Annotated in this window: 11 protein-coding genes; 4 read left to right on the top strand and 7 right to left on the bottom strand. The window is 73.1% G+C overall.

Going from position 1 to position 13721, the window contains the following annotated elements; genetic code table 11:
* Positions 1–15: 15 nt before the first annotated feature.
* Positions 16–2253: a hypothetical protein gene (locus ACZ6NZ_RS22920; RefSeq protein ID WP_465860050.1), complete on the bottom strand. Its 2238-nt coding sequence runs from the start codon at positions 2251–2253 to the stop codon at positions 16–18.
* 151 nt (positions 2254–2404) lie between these two features.
* Here ACZ6NZ_RS22920 and ACZ6NZ_RS22915 point away from each other — a divergent pair, with 151 nt between their 5' ends.
* The 3 genes from ACZ6NZ_RS22915 to ACZ6NZ_RS22905 all read left to right on the top strand — a co-directional run bounded on the left by ACZ6NZ_RS22915 (position 2405) and on the right by ACZ6NZ_RS22905 (position 7618).
* Positions 2405–4063 carry an NAD(P)/FAD-dependent oxidoreductase gene (locus tag ACZ6NZ_RS22915; protein WP_465860049.1) on the top strand — a complete coding sequence of 553 codons (1659 nt, stop codon included), beginning with the start codon at positions 2405–2407 and terminating at the stop codon, positions 4061–4063.
* An 87-nt stretch (positions 4064–4150) separates the two neighbouring features.
* The gene (locus ACZ6NZ_RS22910; RefSeq protein ID WP_465860048.1) at positions 4151–5596 is read left to right on the top strand and encodes an ATP-binding protein; all 1446 of its coding nucleotides are present in this window, start codon (positions 4151–4153) and stop codon (positions 5594–5596) included.
* Between the two features lie 75 nt (positions 5597–5671).
* Entirely contained in the window at positions 5672–7618 is a 1947-nt protein-coding gene (locus tag ACZ6NZ_RS22905; protein WP_465860130.1) for an ABC transporter ATP-binding protein, read from the top strand.
* A 33-nt stretch (positions 7619–7651) separates the two neighbouring features.
* On the opposite strand, the gene ACZ6NZ_RS22900 is transcribed toward ACZ6NZ_RS22905, so the two are convergent.
* The 6 genes from ACZ6NZ_RS22900 to ACZ6NZ_RS22875 form a co-directional block, all read right to left on the bottom strand.
* Positions 7652–8179 (bottom strand): NUDIX domain-containing protein, encoded by a 528-nt coding sequence (locus tag ACZ6NZ_RS22900; RefSeq protein ID WP_465860047.1) that lies wholly within the window; start codon positions 8177–8179, stop codon positions 7652–7654.
* Positions 8180–8294: 115 nt separating this feature from the next.
* On the bottom strand, positions 8295–8936 hold the full coding sequence (locus ACZ6NZ_RS22895; RefSeq protein ID WP_465860046.1) for an SRPBCC family protein: 642 nt from the start codon (positions 8934–8936) through the stop codon (positions 8295–8297).
* Entirely contained in the window at positions 8936–9301 is a 366-nt protein-coding gene (locus tag ACZ6NZ_RS22890; RefSeq protein ID WP_357205230.1) for an ArsR/SmtB family transcription factor, read from the bottom strand. The genes ACZ6NZ_RS22895 and ACZ6NZ_RS22890 overlap by 1 nt, the downstream gene beginning before the upstream one ends.
* A 28-nt stretch (positions 9302–9329) precedes the next feature.
* A complete protein-coding gene (locus ACZ6NZ_RS22885; RefSeq protein WP_465860045.1) occupies positions 9330–11420 on the bottom strand; it encodes a xanthine dehydrogenase family protein molybdopterin-binding subunit in 2091 nt (696 codons plus the stop codon).
* On the bottom strand, positions 11417–12400 hold the full coding sequence (locus tag ACZ6NZ_RS22880; protein ID WP_465860044.1) for an FAD binding domain-containing protein: 984 nt from the start codon (positions 12398–12400) through the stop codon (positions 11417–11419). Before ACZ6NZ_RS22880 ends, ACZ6NZ_RS22885 begins: the two co-directional genes overlap by 4 nt.
* Entirely contained in the window at positions 12397–12894 is a 498-nt protein-coding gene (locus ACZ6NZ_RS22875; RefSeq protein ID WP_366607099.1) for a 2Fe-2S iron-sulfur cluster-binding protein, read from the bottom strand. Before ACZ6NZ_RS22875 ends, ACZ6NZ_RS22880 begins: the two co-directional genes overlap by 4 nt.
* 126 nt (positions 12895–13020) lie before the next feature.
* On the opposite strand from ACZ6NZ_RS22875, the gene ACZ6NZ_RS22870 reads away from it, so the two are divergent.
* The gene (locus ACZ6NZ_RS22870) at positions 13021–13584 is read left to right on the top strand and encodes a nucleotidyltransferase family protein (protein ID WP_366606688.1); all 564 of its coding nucleotides are present in this window, start codon (positions 13021–13023) and stop codon (positions 13582–13584) included.
* The last annotated feature ends 137 nt before the right edge of the window (positions 13585–13721 follow it).

Here is a 13721-nt window from a genome sequence, read left to right as displayed (position 1 = left end):
CGATATCCGGCCGGCTCAGTCACGTGCCGGGCGCGCGGGGCGTAGTCGCGAGGTGAGGTCCCGTACCGCGTCCCCGAACGCCTCCTGCGACTCGCACGGCCAGTGCCCGAGGATCGGCGGGGGAACGCTGTCGCTCGGGGCCGGCACCACGTCCTGCGGGTCGGTCAACCGCCGGTCCACCGTCGCCGGCGGGCCGGTCAGCGTCTCGGCCTCCCCGGGACGGTGGGAGGCGAAGATCCAACCGCCGATCGGGTCGGTGTCGCGCCACAGGTTGATCCAGCGCCAGCCGACCCGTTCGCCGATCTCCCGCAGCGCCGGGTCGTCGGCGTACGCGGGGAAGAGCCGGGAGTAGAGCCGGCCCAGCGGTGAGCCGTAGGTCAGCAGGGCGACCCGGTCGGTGATCCGGGTCGGCAGTTGCAGAACCGCGGCGGCGAGCAGCACCGAGCCGTGGCTGTGCCCGGCCAGCAGCACACCCTGCCCCTGTTCCACCAGGTAGGTGATCCGCTTGGCCAACTCCGGCACGGCCCGCTCGGCGTAGCAGGGCGGCGCGAACGGGTGTGCCGCCCGGGGCCAGAAGGTGCCCAGATCCCAGAGCACCCCCACGTACCGACGGAACTGCGGCGTCCGGTAGGCGAAGATGCCGCCTACCACCAGGCCGAGCAGGATCGCGGCGATCACGTAGCTACCCGATCCGATCAGGAAGTTGACCATGCCTTCCGGCACTCCGACGTAGCGCTGCGCCACGTCCCCGGGTAGGAGTTGGAGCAGGCCGAGCAGGCTGGTGGCCAGGCCGAGCGCCGCCAGGCCGGCGTACACCACCGAGAGCGGTTCCAGTCGTTCGGTGAAGCGGGCGCGGGCCACCGCCTGCTCGACCCGCCGCAGCCGGTCCGCCGCGTGCGGCGGCGCGTCCGGGAAGTCGGCGGCCACGATGGCCCGCGCGGCCCGCCGCCGCCCGCGCCGGGTCATCCTGGTGACCAGGCCGGCCACCAGCAGTGCGGTCACCACGGCCAGGAAAAACCCGAAGATCGCCCATTTGTACGCCAGCGGAGGGCTGGTCTCCAGGCCGTCCGCGGTCGTCCCGTTGCGGTCGAGCAGGTCCGCCACCCGGTAGACCAGCTCGGCCGAGAACGCCACGGCGAGCCCGGCCGAGATCGTCATGAAGACCGGCGCTCCCAACGCGCGGATGGGTGACCTGCGCTGCCCGCCACCCCGCCGCCAGATCACCAGCACGGCGAGCGCGACCACCAGCACGGTCTGGCTGACGAACAGCCAGGCCACGATCGCGCTGTAGCCGGGCAGCACGCCGCCCTGCGGCCACGGTGCCGGGCTGATGACGATGTGCACGATCACCAGCATCGTCAGTCCGCAGGCGATGGTGCGCAGCCCGCGGAAGACCCCGTCCACCCGGGGCGACGGGTCGGTGCGGTCGATGCTCCGCACCACCGTGACCAGGACCAGGCAGCTCAGCAGTACCGCCCCGGTGGCGGTCAGCAGGATCACCATCACCCAGGAGGAGTGCTGGCTGGCTCGCGCGGTCAGCAGGCTGCCGCTGAGCGTGCCGAACGCCGCCGCGACGTGGACCGAGCGCAACCGACCCACGAGCGGCTCACCGTCCCACTGGCCGACGGCGCTCAACCGGTGTTTCGAGGTCGTCGTCGACGGCGTCCGGAACGCGTCGAAGGAATGGCCCGGGCGGGCGCCCAACCACCAGACGAGCCCGATGGCGGCGACCGGCACGAGCGCCAGGACACCCAGGCGCAGCCCGGTCGGGCGCCCGCCCAGCCAGGACAGCCAGGTCCGACCGGCCATGCACGACGGGGTGCCCATGCAGCGCCACGCGATCAGGTCCAGCGCCGCCCCGACGATGGAGAGCACGTAGAGCATGGTGAGGGTGAGGGCGAGCACCCGGCACAGCCCCATGAAGCCGCGCGTCGAGACGGTGTTCGCGGGCCGCATCCACAGGGCCACGTTGCAGAGCATGAACGGCAGCAGGAAGACCAGCGACAGGGTCCGCACGGCGGTGCCGGAGGGCAGGTCACCCCAGCGGTACGCCTCCAGCGTCACCCCGTCCGTACCGGTCGAGTCCGGATATCCGGGGCGCGGTCGGTAGAAACCTCCGCTGCGGTCGCCGGCTACCTGGTACACGTGCGGCCGGTCCAACACCTGGTCCGCGCCCGCGCCGGAGACACCGTGCACCCGCAGCTCCACGATCCCGCCCGACGTCGGCGGTCCGGTCGGTGTCGCGTCGGCCATGGGCCCCCCGAGGTGTGCGCGGCAACCGGGCGGGTCGTCGATGTCCGGCCACCCGCGCGGCGTCGCGGCTTACCCGCCTGCGGGGCGGTCAACCGTGGGCCGGGCCTCGGCGATGGTGCGGTCGACCGTCGACAGGTGGTTTCATGGCGCCATGGCGAACCCGGTGATCCTGACCGTCGACGACGACCCCGTGGTGTCCCGGGCGGTGGCCCGGGACATCCGGCGCCGCTACGGCGACCGCTACCGGGTGTTGCGGGCGTCCTCCGGGCCGGAGGCGCTCGACGCGCTCCGCGAGGTCAAACTGCGCGGCGAGCAGGTGGCGCTGCTGCTGGCCGACCACCGGATGCCGGAGATGACCGGCGTCGAGTTCCTGGAAGCGGCCATGGACATCTTCCCGGCGGCCCGCCGGGTGCTGCTCACCGCGTACGCGGACACCGACGCCGCGATCGAGGCCATCAACGTGGTCGACCTGGACCACTACCTGCTCAAACCCTGGCATCCGCCGGAGGAGAAGCTGTACCCGGTGGTCGATGGGCTGCTGGAGGCGTGGGCGGTCACCCCGGACGCGGCCAGCGCGGAGATCCGGGTCGTCGGGCACCGCTGGTCGGCGCCGTCGTTCAAGGTCCGCGACTTCCTGGCCCGCAACCTGGTGCCGTACCGGTGGCTGTTGTCCGACGACCCGGAGGGGGTCCGGTTGCTCGACGCGGCCGGGGCCACCGAGGAGGACGTGCCGCTGGTGGTGACGCCGGAGGGCAAGGCGCTTGTCGCTCCGAGCGAGGCCGAGTTGGCCGCGCTGGCCGGGCTGACGGTGGTGCCGGCGTGTGACTTCTACGACCTGGTGGTGATCGGCGGCGGCCCCGCCGGTCTCGGTTCGGCGGTGTACGGCGCGTCGGAGGGGCTGCGCACCGTGCTCGTGGAGCGACGGGCGACCGGCGGTCAGGCCGGGCAGAGCAGCCGCATCGAGAACTACCTGGGCTTCCCGGACGGTGTCTCCGGCGCGCAGTTGACCGATCGGGCCCGACGGCAGGCGGTCAAGTTCGGCGCGGAGCTGCTCAGCGCGCGGGAGGTCGTCGGGCTCAGCGAGGCCGGCGGTGCCCGGCTGCTGCGCTTCGGTGACGGCACCGAGATCGCGGCGCACACCGTGGTGCTGGCCACCGGCGTGTCGTACCGGGTGCTCGACGCCCCTGGGTTGGCCGACTTCACCGGGCGGGGAGTGTTCTACGGCGCCGCCGCCACCGAGGCGCCGAGCTGCGTCGAGCAGGACGTCTACATCGTCGGCGGGGCCAACTCCGCCGGCCAGGCGGCGGTCCACTTCTCCCGGTACGCGTCGAGGGTGCACCTGCTCATCCGTGGCGCGGACCTGACCGCGTCGATGTCGCGTTACCTGATCGACCAGCTGGAACGGATCGACCGGATCACCGTGCACCCGCACACCGCGGTGGTCGGCGGGGCGGGGGAGGACCACCTGGAACGGCTCACCCTGTGCGACACCCGCACCGGGGAGGCCCGCTCGGTCGACACCTCCTGGCTGTTCATCTTCATCGGCGCGGAGCCCCGCACCGACTGGCTGGACGGGGTGCTGGTCCGCGACGACCGTGGTTTCATCGTGACCGGTCCGGATCTGCTGGCCGGGGGGCGGCGGCCGGCCGGTTGGTCGTTGTCGCGCGACCCGTACCACCTGGAGACCAGTGTGCCGGGCGTGTTCGCCGCCGGGGACGTGCGGGCCGAGTCGGTCAAGCGGGTCGCCTCGGCCGTCGGCGAGGGCGCGATGGCGGTGTCGCTGGTGCACCGCTACCTGGAAGCCCAATGAGCGCGAGGAGTGAGCCGGGTTTGCGAGCCCCGCAGTCGCGAACGAAGGTGGCCCAGTGAGTGGGCTTCCGCGAGCGAAGGAGTTCCAGTGACGACCGAGTCGGACCGGCTGACACCGGCGCAGTTGCGCACCCTGTTCCTGTTCGAGGCGCTCGACGACGGGCAACTCGACTGGCTGGCCGAGCACGGCCGGGTCGAGCAGCGTGCCGGTGGCACCCTCGTGTACGGCGAAGGTGAGCCGGCGACCTGCTTCTTCGTGCTGGTGCGCGGCGCGGTGGCGTTGAGTCGCCTGGTGCGCGGCGACGATGTCGAGGTCAGCCGGACCGAGCAGCGTGGGGTGTACGGCGGGGCCACTCAGGCGTACCTGGGTGACCAGGTCGAGCAGATCTACCGCAACAGCCTGCGGGCGGTGACCGACGCGGAGTTCTTCGTGCTGCCGGCGGAGGACTTCGCGTACGCCCTGCGGTCCTGGTTTCCGATGCCCATGCACCTGTTGGAGGGGCTGTTCTTCGGGATGCGGGACAGCCAGGCGATCGTCGGTGAGCGGGAGCGGTTGCTGGCTCTCGGTTCGCTCTCGGCGGGGCTGACCCACGAGCTGAACAACCCGGCTGCGGCGGCGGTGCGGGCCACGTCGGTGCTGCGGGACCGGGTGGCCGGGATGCGGCACAAGCTCGCCATGATCGCCGACGGGCGGCTCGACGGAAGTGCCCTGCACGGCCTGGTCGCGTTGCAGGAGGAGGCGGTCGCCCGGGTGGCCACCGCGCCGAAGTTGACCCCGATGGCCACGGCCGACGCCGAGGACACCCTCACCGACTGGTTGGAGGATCATGGCGTCGGCGGGGCCTGGGACCTGGCGCCGATCCTGGTCGGCGGTGGGCTCGACGCGGCCTGGTTGGCGCGGGTGAAGGCCGCGGTCGGTGCCGCGGACCTGGAGGCGGCGGTGCGCTGGCTCACCTACACCGTCGACACCGAGTTGCTGATGCGCGAGATCGGCGACGCTGTCACCCGGATCTCCGGGCTGGTGGACGCCGCCAAGCAGTATTCGCAGCTGGACCGCGCGCCGCACCGGGTGGTGGACGTGCACGACCTGCTCGACGCGACGCTGGTGATGTTCAAGGGCAAGATTCCCGTCGAGGTCAAACTGGTCCGCGAGTACGACCGGAGTCTCCCACCGGTCCCGGCGTACGCGGCCGAGCTGAATCAGGTGTGGACCAACCTGATCGACAACGCGTTGGGCGCGATGGGGGAGAAGGGTGTGCTGACCGTCCGCACCGGACGGATCGGTGAGCTGTTGGCGGTGGAGATCACCGACACCGGGCCGGGCATCCCGCCGGAGGTGCGTCCGCGCATCTTCGAGCCGTTCTTCACCACCAAGCCGGTCGGCGCGGGCACCGGTCTGGGGCTGGACATCTCGTACCGGATCGTGGTGCACAAACACCACGGCGACATCCGGGTGGAGACCGAGCCGGGCCGTACCACCTTCCGGGTCCTGCTGCCGATCACGGACGAGCCCCGCGACGCGCCGACTACCTAGAGACAGTAGGCGGTCGCGGGCAGTAGTCTCGGGCGGCGTTCGTGATCCCCGCCCCGAGGAGGGTCCGTGGAGTCGATGGCCCGCCAGCGCACCGCTGCTGAGGACGACGACCAGCCGACCGAGCCGCCCGGCGACAGCTCGGTGCTGCCGGAGCTGGAGGATCGGGACTGGCTGCACCACGCGCAGGAGTTCGCACACACCAGCTTCTGGGCGGTGGCCCGCCGACTGCCTCGACTGGTCCGGGAAGCCGTCGGCCTGGCCTGGTCCACGAACCAGCGCGACACCGTCGCCTCCATCGGCCTGAACATCGCCGCCGGGGTGATGACCACGTTCGGCCTGCTGGCCACGACGAGCGTGCTGCGGGAGTTGTTCGCCGCCGGCCCCACCCCGGACCGGGTGCGTTCGGCCCTGCCGGCGCTGATCGTGGCCGCGGCGGCGGTGTCGGCGCGCGGCGGCCTGACCATCGCCGCCGGTTGGGCCCAGGCCCGGCTGACCCCCCAGATCAACTACCAGGTGGAGTTACGCCTGTTCGAGGCCACCACGGCGGTGGACCTGGCCGCGTTCGACGACGCCGGCTTCGCCGAGGAGATGGACCGCGCCCGCGACCGGGGGATGGGCGAGGCGGCGTGGATCGTCGACCACACGGTCAACCTGGTCACCGGCGTGGTCGGCATGCTCGCCACCGCCGTGGCGGTGACCGTCATCCAGCCACTGCTGCTGCCCTGCCTGTTGCTGGCGGCGGTGCCCCAGGCGATCACGGCGGTGCGGATGGCCCGCCGGGAGTATCTGGCGATGCTGGCGCGGATCACCCGCCGGCGGCGGATGTGGATGCTCGCCCACCTGATGGCCAACCGGCACACCGCCGCCGAGGTGCGCGCCTACCAGATGCGCGACTTCCTGCTGGCCGAGTACCGCGGCGTGATGGCCGTCGAGACCCGTGCCCAGTTGCGGCTGGTCCGCTCGCAGACCGGCACCCGGGTGGCCGGTGCCACGGTGGCGGGGCTGGCCACGTTCGGCGTGTACGCGGTGCTCGGCGGCCTGCTGCTGACCGGGATGGTCGCCCTCGCCGCCGCGGCGACCGCCCTGCTCGCCCTGCAGTCGGCGCGGACCAGCCTGGGCGTCGCGGTCGTCGCCACGAACTCCCTGTACGAGGACGCCCTCTACTACCAGGACTATCGCGATTTCCTGGCCCGCGCGCGGGGCCGGGTGCCCGTCGGCGGTGACCGGGTGGCCGACGGTGTCGACGTGATCGAGGTGGACGAGGTGAGCCTGCGCTACCCCGACACCGACGCGCCGGCGGTGGACCGGGTCAGCCTCACCATCCGGCGCGGTGAGGTGGTCGCGCTGGTCGGCGAGAACGGCTCCGGCAAGACGACCCTGGCCAAGCTGATCGCGGGGCTCTACCAGCCGACCGGCGGCACGATCCGTTGGGACGATGTCGACACCGCCGAGTTGGACCCGCGCGCTCTCGGCGCCCAGGTGGCGGTGATGACGCAGGAGTGGTGGAAGTTCCCGTTCACCGCTGGGCAGAACATCCGCGTCGGGCGGCACGACCGCGCCCCGGACCGGCCCGGACCCACCGTGCGGGAGGCGGCCAGCGCGGCCGCCGCGCACGACATGATCGTCGGCCTGCCGCACGGCTACGACACCCTGCTGGACAGGGAGTTCAAGGACGGCCACGAGTTGTCCGGCGGGCAGTGGCAGCGGCTGGTCGCCGCCCGGGGCCTCTACCGGGACGCGGCCCTGCTGATCTGCGACGAACCGTCGGCGGCCCTGGACGCCCGCGCCGAACACGCGCTGTTCCAACACCTGCGCCGCCACCCCGACCGGGCCGTCGTGCTGATCACCCACCGACTGGCCAATGTCCGCCACGCCGACCGGATCTTCGTGCTGGAGCGGGGCCGCCTTGTCCAGCAGGGCAGTCACGACGAGCTCATGGTGGCCGGCGGGCTCTACCGGGAGCTGTTCGAGCTCCAGGCCAGCGGTTACCTGACCGGCACCGACGAGGCCCACGCTCGCTGACTGCCGAGCGCGATCTTGCCGAGCCGGGGCGGGTCAGGCGCTGGGGTCAGGTGGGATAGCGGCGGCAAGGAACTCCGCCAGCACCCGCGTGTGGGTGGAGAACGCCAGCTCGACCGGGTCGGTGAGCACCAGCCACTCGGTCGCCTCCTCGGTCGGCGCCGACGGCGGCAGGTCCTCGGCCGCCCGCTCGGGCAGCACTCCGAAGACCATCATCGTGCCGCCCGTCGGTGAGCCGTGCACCGCGAACAGGCGGGCGTCCCCGGCCGCCGCGATCAGGCCGGTCTCCTCTCGCAGCTCTCGCACGAGCGCGTCGGACCACTCCTCGCCGTACTCGATGAAGCCGCCGGGCAGCGCGAGCAGGCCGCGGGCGGGTTCGATGTCCCGGCGGACCACCACCACTCCCCGGCCCTCGGCGGTGCGGACCGGCAGCACCGCGACCGCCACCGGCAGGGGGTTGCGCCAGACGGTCTCGCCGCAGACCGCGCAGACTCGGGGCCATCCGACGGCCGGCGGGTAGGCGGCGCCGCAGTAGGAGCAGTGCGAGTACGGCGTGCCGGTCATGCCGCAGCACGTTACTCCGATCCCCGCTCCGGCTGCCCGCGCCGCCGCCTCGTCGCAGGCTCAGTTCGCCCGCGCCGCCGCCTCCCCGCGCTCGGCCCGCCGCCTCGTCACACGCTCAGGCGGCCGGGTCGCCCGTGTAGAAGGCGGTGGTGCGTTCGGCGGCGGCCTTCGCCTCGTCGGCGTCGGTGCCGGCGGCGATGCTCGCTTCGCACCACAGGTGACTGCTCAGCTCCATGGCCCGTCGTCCTTCGGCGGAGGCGGTCCATTCGGCGCCCTGTTCCGGGGTGATCCCGCTGCCGTCGCCGGCCAGGTGCGAGGCGAGGCCGAGCAGCCCGAGGTCCCAGCCGACGCCGACCGCGCCCGGCCCGAACTGGGCCCACCGGTCCTGGTCGACGTGCGCGATGTGGTCCAGGTCGAGGCGGGCCCGCTCGTCGCCGACCGGGGTGACCCGCACCTCGATCCAGCTCACCTCGTCGCCCATCTCCCAGGTGGCGGTGAAGCGGTGCGGCGGCTCGCAGCTCTCGACGGTGCCGTGGGCGTTGCCCTGGAGCTGGTACGTGCCGCCCAGCCGCAGGTCGCCGGAGATCGGCAGGAACCAGCGCGGGATGCGCTCGGCGCTGGTGCAGGCGTCCCACAGATCCTCGGCCGTCGCCTGGTAGGTCTGGCTGATCGTGGTGACCCGCGCCTCACCGGCTTCCAGGGTGCGGCTGCCGACCTTGCGCTGGACGGCGTTGATCTGCTCGGTGGCGTCGAACATCAGGTGTTCCTCTCGTCGGGTGGGTCGGCGGGGCCGCGCAGCCGACGCTCGCGTCGGCCCCGGGCCAGCTCGGTGGCGAGTGCCGCCAAAGGTGGGGTCCAGAACCGGCGGAAGTGCTCCAGCCAGCCGTCGACCTCGCGCAGTGGGCGGGGGTCGACCGCGTAGAGCCGCCGGGTGCCTTCCGGCCGCACGGTGGCGAAGCCGTTGTCGCGCAACACCTTGAGGTGCTGGGACACGGCGGGCTGGGAGATGCCGAACTCCTCGCGGATGACCGTGCTGACCGCGCCGGCGGTCTGCTCGCCGGCGGCGAGCAGTTCCAGGATGCGGCGCCGGACCGGATCGCCCAGCACGTCGAAGGCGTGCACGACGACAGTTGTATCACTGACGGCTTATTTAAGCCAGTTGTGATGCTCCGATGAGCTTGTCCAGCCGGATCGGCAGCTCCCGGATCCGTACGCCGGTCGCGTGGTGCACCGCGTTGGCGACCGCCGCGGCGGCGCCGACGATGCCGATCTCGCCGATGCCCTTCACCCCGGCCGGGTTCAGCTCGTCGTCGTGCTCGTCGAGCCAGTACGCCTCGATCGACTCGACGTCCGCGCAGCCGGTGATGTGGTAGGTGGCCAGGTCGTGGTTGACCCAGTCGCCGTAGCGCTCGTCGAGCAGGCCCTCCTCGTGCAGCGCCATCGACAGCCCCATCGTCATGCCGCCGATGAGCTGACTGCGGGCCGTCGTCGGGTTCACCACCCGCCCCGCCGCGAACACCCCGAGCATCCGGTTCAGCCGTACCTCGCCGGTGTCCGCGTCGACCCGCACCTCGACGAACTGCGCCCCGTAGGCGTACCGGGGCAGCGCGGGCTGCTCACCCACCTCCTCGGTGGTGTCCGCCTCGGCGGTCACCTCGTCGGTTGGCGGCCCGCCGTCGCGCAGCTTCTCGCGCAGCGCCTGCGCCGCGCGAATCACCGCCCAGCTCCAGCTGGCGGTCCCCATCGAGCCGCCGGCCAGCGGTGCCGTCGGCAGCGCGGTGTCACCGATGCGGATCTCCACCCGTTCCGGCGGCACTGCGAGGGCGTCGGCGGCCACCTGCCAGATCGCCGTCCGGGCGCCGGTGCCGATGTCGGTCGCGTTGATCTGGACCAGGAAGCTCCCGTCGGGCCGAGCGGTGATCGTCGCCGAGGAAGGTCGGGCCCGCGCCGGGTAGCTCGATCCGGCCACCCCCGTCCCGATCAGCCACCGTCCCTCGCGTCGCGACCGGGGCGACGGGTCACGGCCGGCCCAGCCGAACCGCTCCGCGCCCTCGCGCAGGCAGCCCACCAGGTTGCGGCTGGTGAACGGGCGTCCCTGGTCGGGGTCGACCGAGGTGTCGTTGCGGATACGCAGCTCCACCGGGTCGATGCCGACGGCGATGGCCAGCTCGTCCACGGCGGACTCCAGGGCGTACGCGCCGGGGCACTCGCCCGGGGCGCGCATCCAGAACGGAGTGGGCACGTCGAGGCGGGCCAGCCGGTGCGTGGTACGGCGGTGCGGCGCGGCGTACATGCTGCGGGTGTAGACGGCGGTCTGCTCGGCGAACTCCCTGATGGTGGAGGTCTGGCTGATCGCGTCGTGGCAGATGGCGGTGAGCCGGCCGTCGGTGTCGGCGGCGAGGCGGACCCGCTGGATGGTGGGGGTGCGGTAGCCGAGCGGCCCGAACAGCTGCTGGCGGGTCAGCGCCAGCTTGACCGGGCGGTCGACGTGCCGGGCGGCGAGGGCGGCCAGCACCACCGACGCCTTTGCGTACCCCTTGCTGCCGAAGCCGCCGCCGACGTGCTCGGCGACGACGCGGATCGACTCCGGCGGCAGCTCGAACAGCTCGGCGAGGGTGGCGCGTACCGGCGTGGCGCCCTGGGTGGAGTCGTGGACCAGGAGCCGCCCGTCGTGCCACTGCGCGATGGTGGCGTGCGGTTCCATCGGGTTGTTGTGGTACGCCGGCGTGCGGTAGGTGACGTCCACCCGCACCGGGGCGGCCGCGTACCCGGCGTCGAAGTCGCCCTCGGCGGTGTCGGTCGGATAGCTGGGGTTCACCTGGTCCGGCTTGTAGAGGCCGGGATGGTCGTCGGTGAGCACGGTGCTGTGCGGGCCGGTGTCGTAGTCGATGCGGACCAGTCGGGCGCCCTCGCGGGCCGCCTCCAGACTGGTGGCCACCACCACGGCGACGTACTGCCCCCGGTAGTGCACAGTCGGGTCCTGCAACAGCCGCAGCTCCGGCTGTGGACCGGGCGCGATCCGGGGCGCGTTGCCGTGATGAACCACTGCCAGCACGCCGGGCGAGGCCAACGCCTGCGTCGTGTCGATCCGGGTGATCCGGCCCCGCACCACTGTCGACGGCACCGCCCAGCCGTAGGTGACCCCGTCCACCGGGTACTCCACCGCGTAGCGGGCCGTGCCGGTGACCTTCGCCGGGCCCTCCAGCCGGGGGTACGCCCGGCCGACCGCCCCGGTGCTCACGACGACGCCAGTTCGGTGAGCGCCCGCACGGTGATGGCCCGGGTCAGTGGCAGCTTGAAGCCGTTGTGCCGGAGCGGGCGCGCCTCGGCCAGCTCCGCGTCGGCGGCCCGCGCCGCCAACTCGGGGCTGAACGGACGTCCGCGCAGCTCCTCCTCGGCCCGGTACGCCCGCCACGGCCGGTGCGCCACCGCCCCGTACGCCAGCCGCACGTCGCGGACCACGTCCCCGTCGAGGTCGAGCACCGCGGCCACCGAGCCGGCGGCGAAGGCGAACGAGGCCCGGTCGCGCACCTTGAGGTACGTCGAGCGGCGCGCGGCCGGCAGTGGTGGCAGCCGGACGGCGGTGATCAGCGTGCCCCGGGCCACCGTGGTCTCCCGTTCCGGGTGGGTGCCGGGGGAGCGGTAGAAGTCGGCGATCGGGATGTCACGGGGGCCGTCGGCCTCGTGCACCTCCACCACCGTGTCGAGGGCGGTCAACGCGACGGCCAGGTCGGACGGGTGGGTGGCCACGCACTGCTCCGACCAGTCCAGCACCGCCAGGTCGCGGTTCTGGCCGTGCAGAGCCGCGCACCCGCTGCCCGGGTCCCGTTTGTTGCACGCCTTGCCGGTGTCCTGGAAGTAGACGCAGCGGGTGCGCTGCAACAGGTTGCCGCCGGTGGTGGCCATGTTGCGCAGCTGTCCGGAGGCGGCGGCGAGCAGGGCGCGGGCCAGCACGGGGTAGTCGCGGCGTACCACCGGGTGGGCCGCGAGGTCGCTGTTGCGGACCGTCGCGCCGATCCGCAGGCCGCCGCCGGGCAGCTCATCGACGGTGTCGAGGGGAAGCCGGGTCACGTCCACCAGCACGTCGGGGCGCTGCACCCCGAGCTTCATGAGGTCCACCAGGTTGGTTCCGCCGCCCAGGTAGGCGGCCTGCGGCTCGGCCGCCAGCACGGCGACCGCCTCGGCCACGTCGGCGGGCCGGTGATAGCGGAACGCCTTCACGACGACGCCGCCGTCTCGCGTACGGCCGCCACGATGTGCGGGTACGCGGCGCACCGGCACAGGTTGCCGGCCATCCGCTCGCGGATCTCCGCGTCGGTCAGCTCGGGGGGCGTGTTCAGGTCGCCGGTGACCGCGCTGGGCCAACCCCGGGAGACCTCGTCGAGCATCCCCCGCGCGGAGCAGAGCTGCCCGGGAGTGCAGTAGCCGCACTGGAAGGCGTCGTGCGCGACGAAGGCGGCCTGCAACGGGGACAGCTCGTCCGGCCCGGCCAGCCCTTCGACGGTCACCACCGACCGGCCGTCCACGGTCACCGCGAAGACCAGGCAGCTCTTCACCCGCCGGCCGTCGAGCAGCACCGTGCACGAGCCGCACTGGCCGTGGTCGCAGCCCTTCTTCGCCCCGGTCAGGTCGAGGTGCTCGCGCAGCGTGTCGAGCAGTGTGGTGCGGTTGTCCACCGTCACCTCGCGGGACGCGCCGTTGACCTCGACCGTCACCCGGGACGAGTGGCGCTCGTCGATCGTCGTCGCGTTCTCCGGTCCGTCCTGCACCGGCCCAGACTAGCTTTGTCGGTATATGTCGGGGCGAATAACGCAAAGACCTTCGTACGGGAGGTGACGACGGTGACCGCTGGTCTGCTGCTGGCCGCCGGCGCCGGGCGGCGCTACGGCCGGCCGAAGGCGCTGGTCGAGCTGGACGGCGAGCCGCTGGTGCGGCGCGGGATCCGGCTGCTCGGCGAGGGCGGCTGCGCACCCGTGCACGTGGTGCTCGGCGCGGGCGCCGATCAGGTGCCCGACCTGCCCGGCGCGGTGCCGGTCCGGCACGATCGCTGGGCGGACGGGCTGGGCTCGTCGCTGTTGCGAGGTCTGGCCTCGCTGCCCGTCGACGTGCCGGCCGCCGTCGTGATCCTCGTCGACCAGCCGCTGCTCAGCCCGGTCGCGGTGCGCCGGGTGCGCGCGGCGCACGACGGCGGCGCTCTCGTCGCTGTCGCCACCTACGCCGGCCGACCCGGGCACCCGATCCTGCTGGGCCGGGAGACGTGGCCGCTGCTGAGCGGGTACGCCGTCGGCGACCGGGGGGCGCGCGACCTGCTGCGCGACCGGCCGGACCTGGTGGCCGAGGTGCCCTGTGACGACGCCGGCTCCCCGGCGGACGTGGACACCCCGGCCGACCTGCGGCGGATCTGAACCGGTGCGGTGCGGGGGGGGGGCCCGGGGGGGGGCCCCCCCCCGGGCCCGCACCACCACCCGAGGAGCGGCACGGCGGGCGGGGGGGGGGGGGGGGTGGGGGGGGGGGGGGGTGGGGGGGCAACGCGCCGGTGGGG

It is taken from the genome of Micromonospora sp. NPDC047756, from assembly GCF_055587245.1.
The sequence above is the reverse complement of the archived record's forward strand: the minus strand, read 5'-3'. Positions and strand labels throughout refer to the sequence as shown.

Coding starts and splice junctions, on each gene's coding strand:
- ACZ6NZ_RS22920 (WP_465860050.1), bottom strand. CDS start 2,253: ATGGCCGACGCGACACCGACCGGACCGCCGACGTCGGGCGGGATCGTG.
- ACZ6NZ_RS22915 (WP_465860049.1), top strand. CDS start 2,405: ATGGCGAACCCGGTGATCCTGACCGTCGACGACGACCCCGTGGTGTCC.
- ACZ6NZ_RS22905 (WP_465860130.1), top strand. CDS start 5,672: ATGGCCCGCCAGCGCACCGCTGCTGAGGACGACGACCAGCCGACCGAG.
- ACZ6NZ_RS22900 (WP_465860047.1), bottom strand. CDS start 8,179: ATGACCGGCACGCCGTACTCGCACTGCTCCTACTGCGGCGCCGCCTAC.
- ACZ6NZ_RS22895 (WP_465860046.1), bottom strand. CDS start 8,936: ATGTTCGACGCCACCGAGCAGATCAACGCCGTCCAGCGCAAGGTCGGC.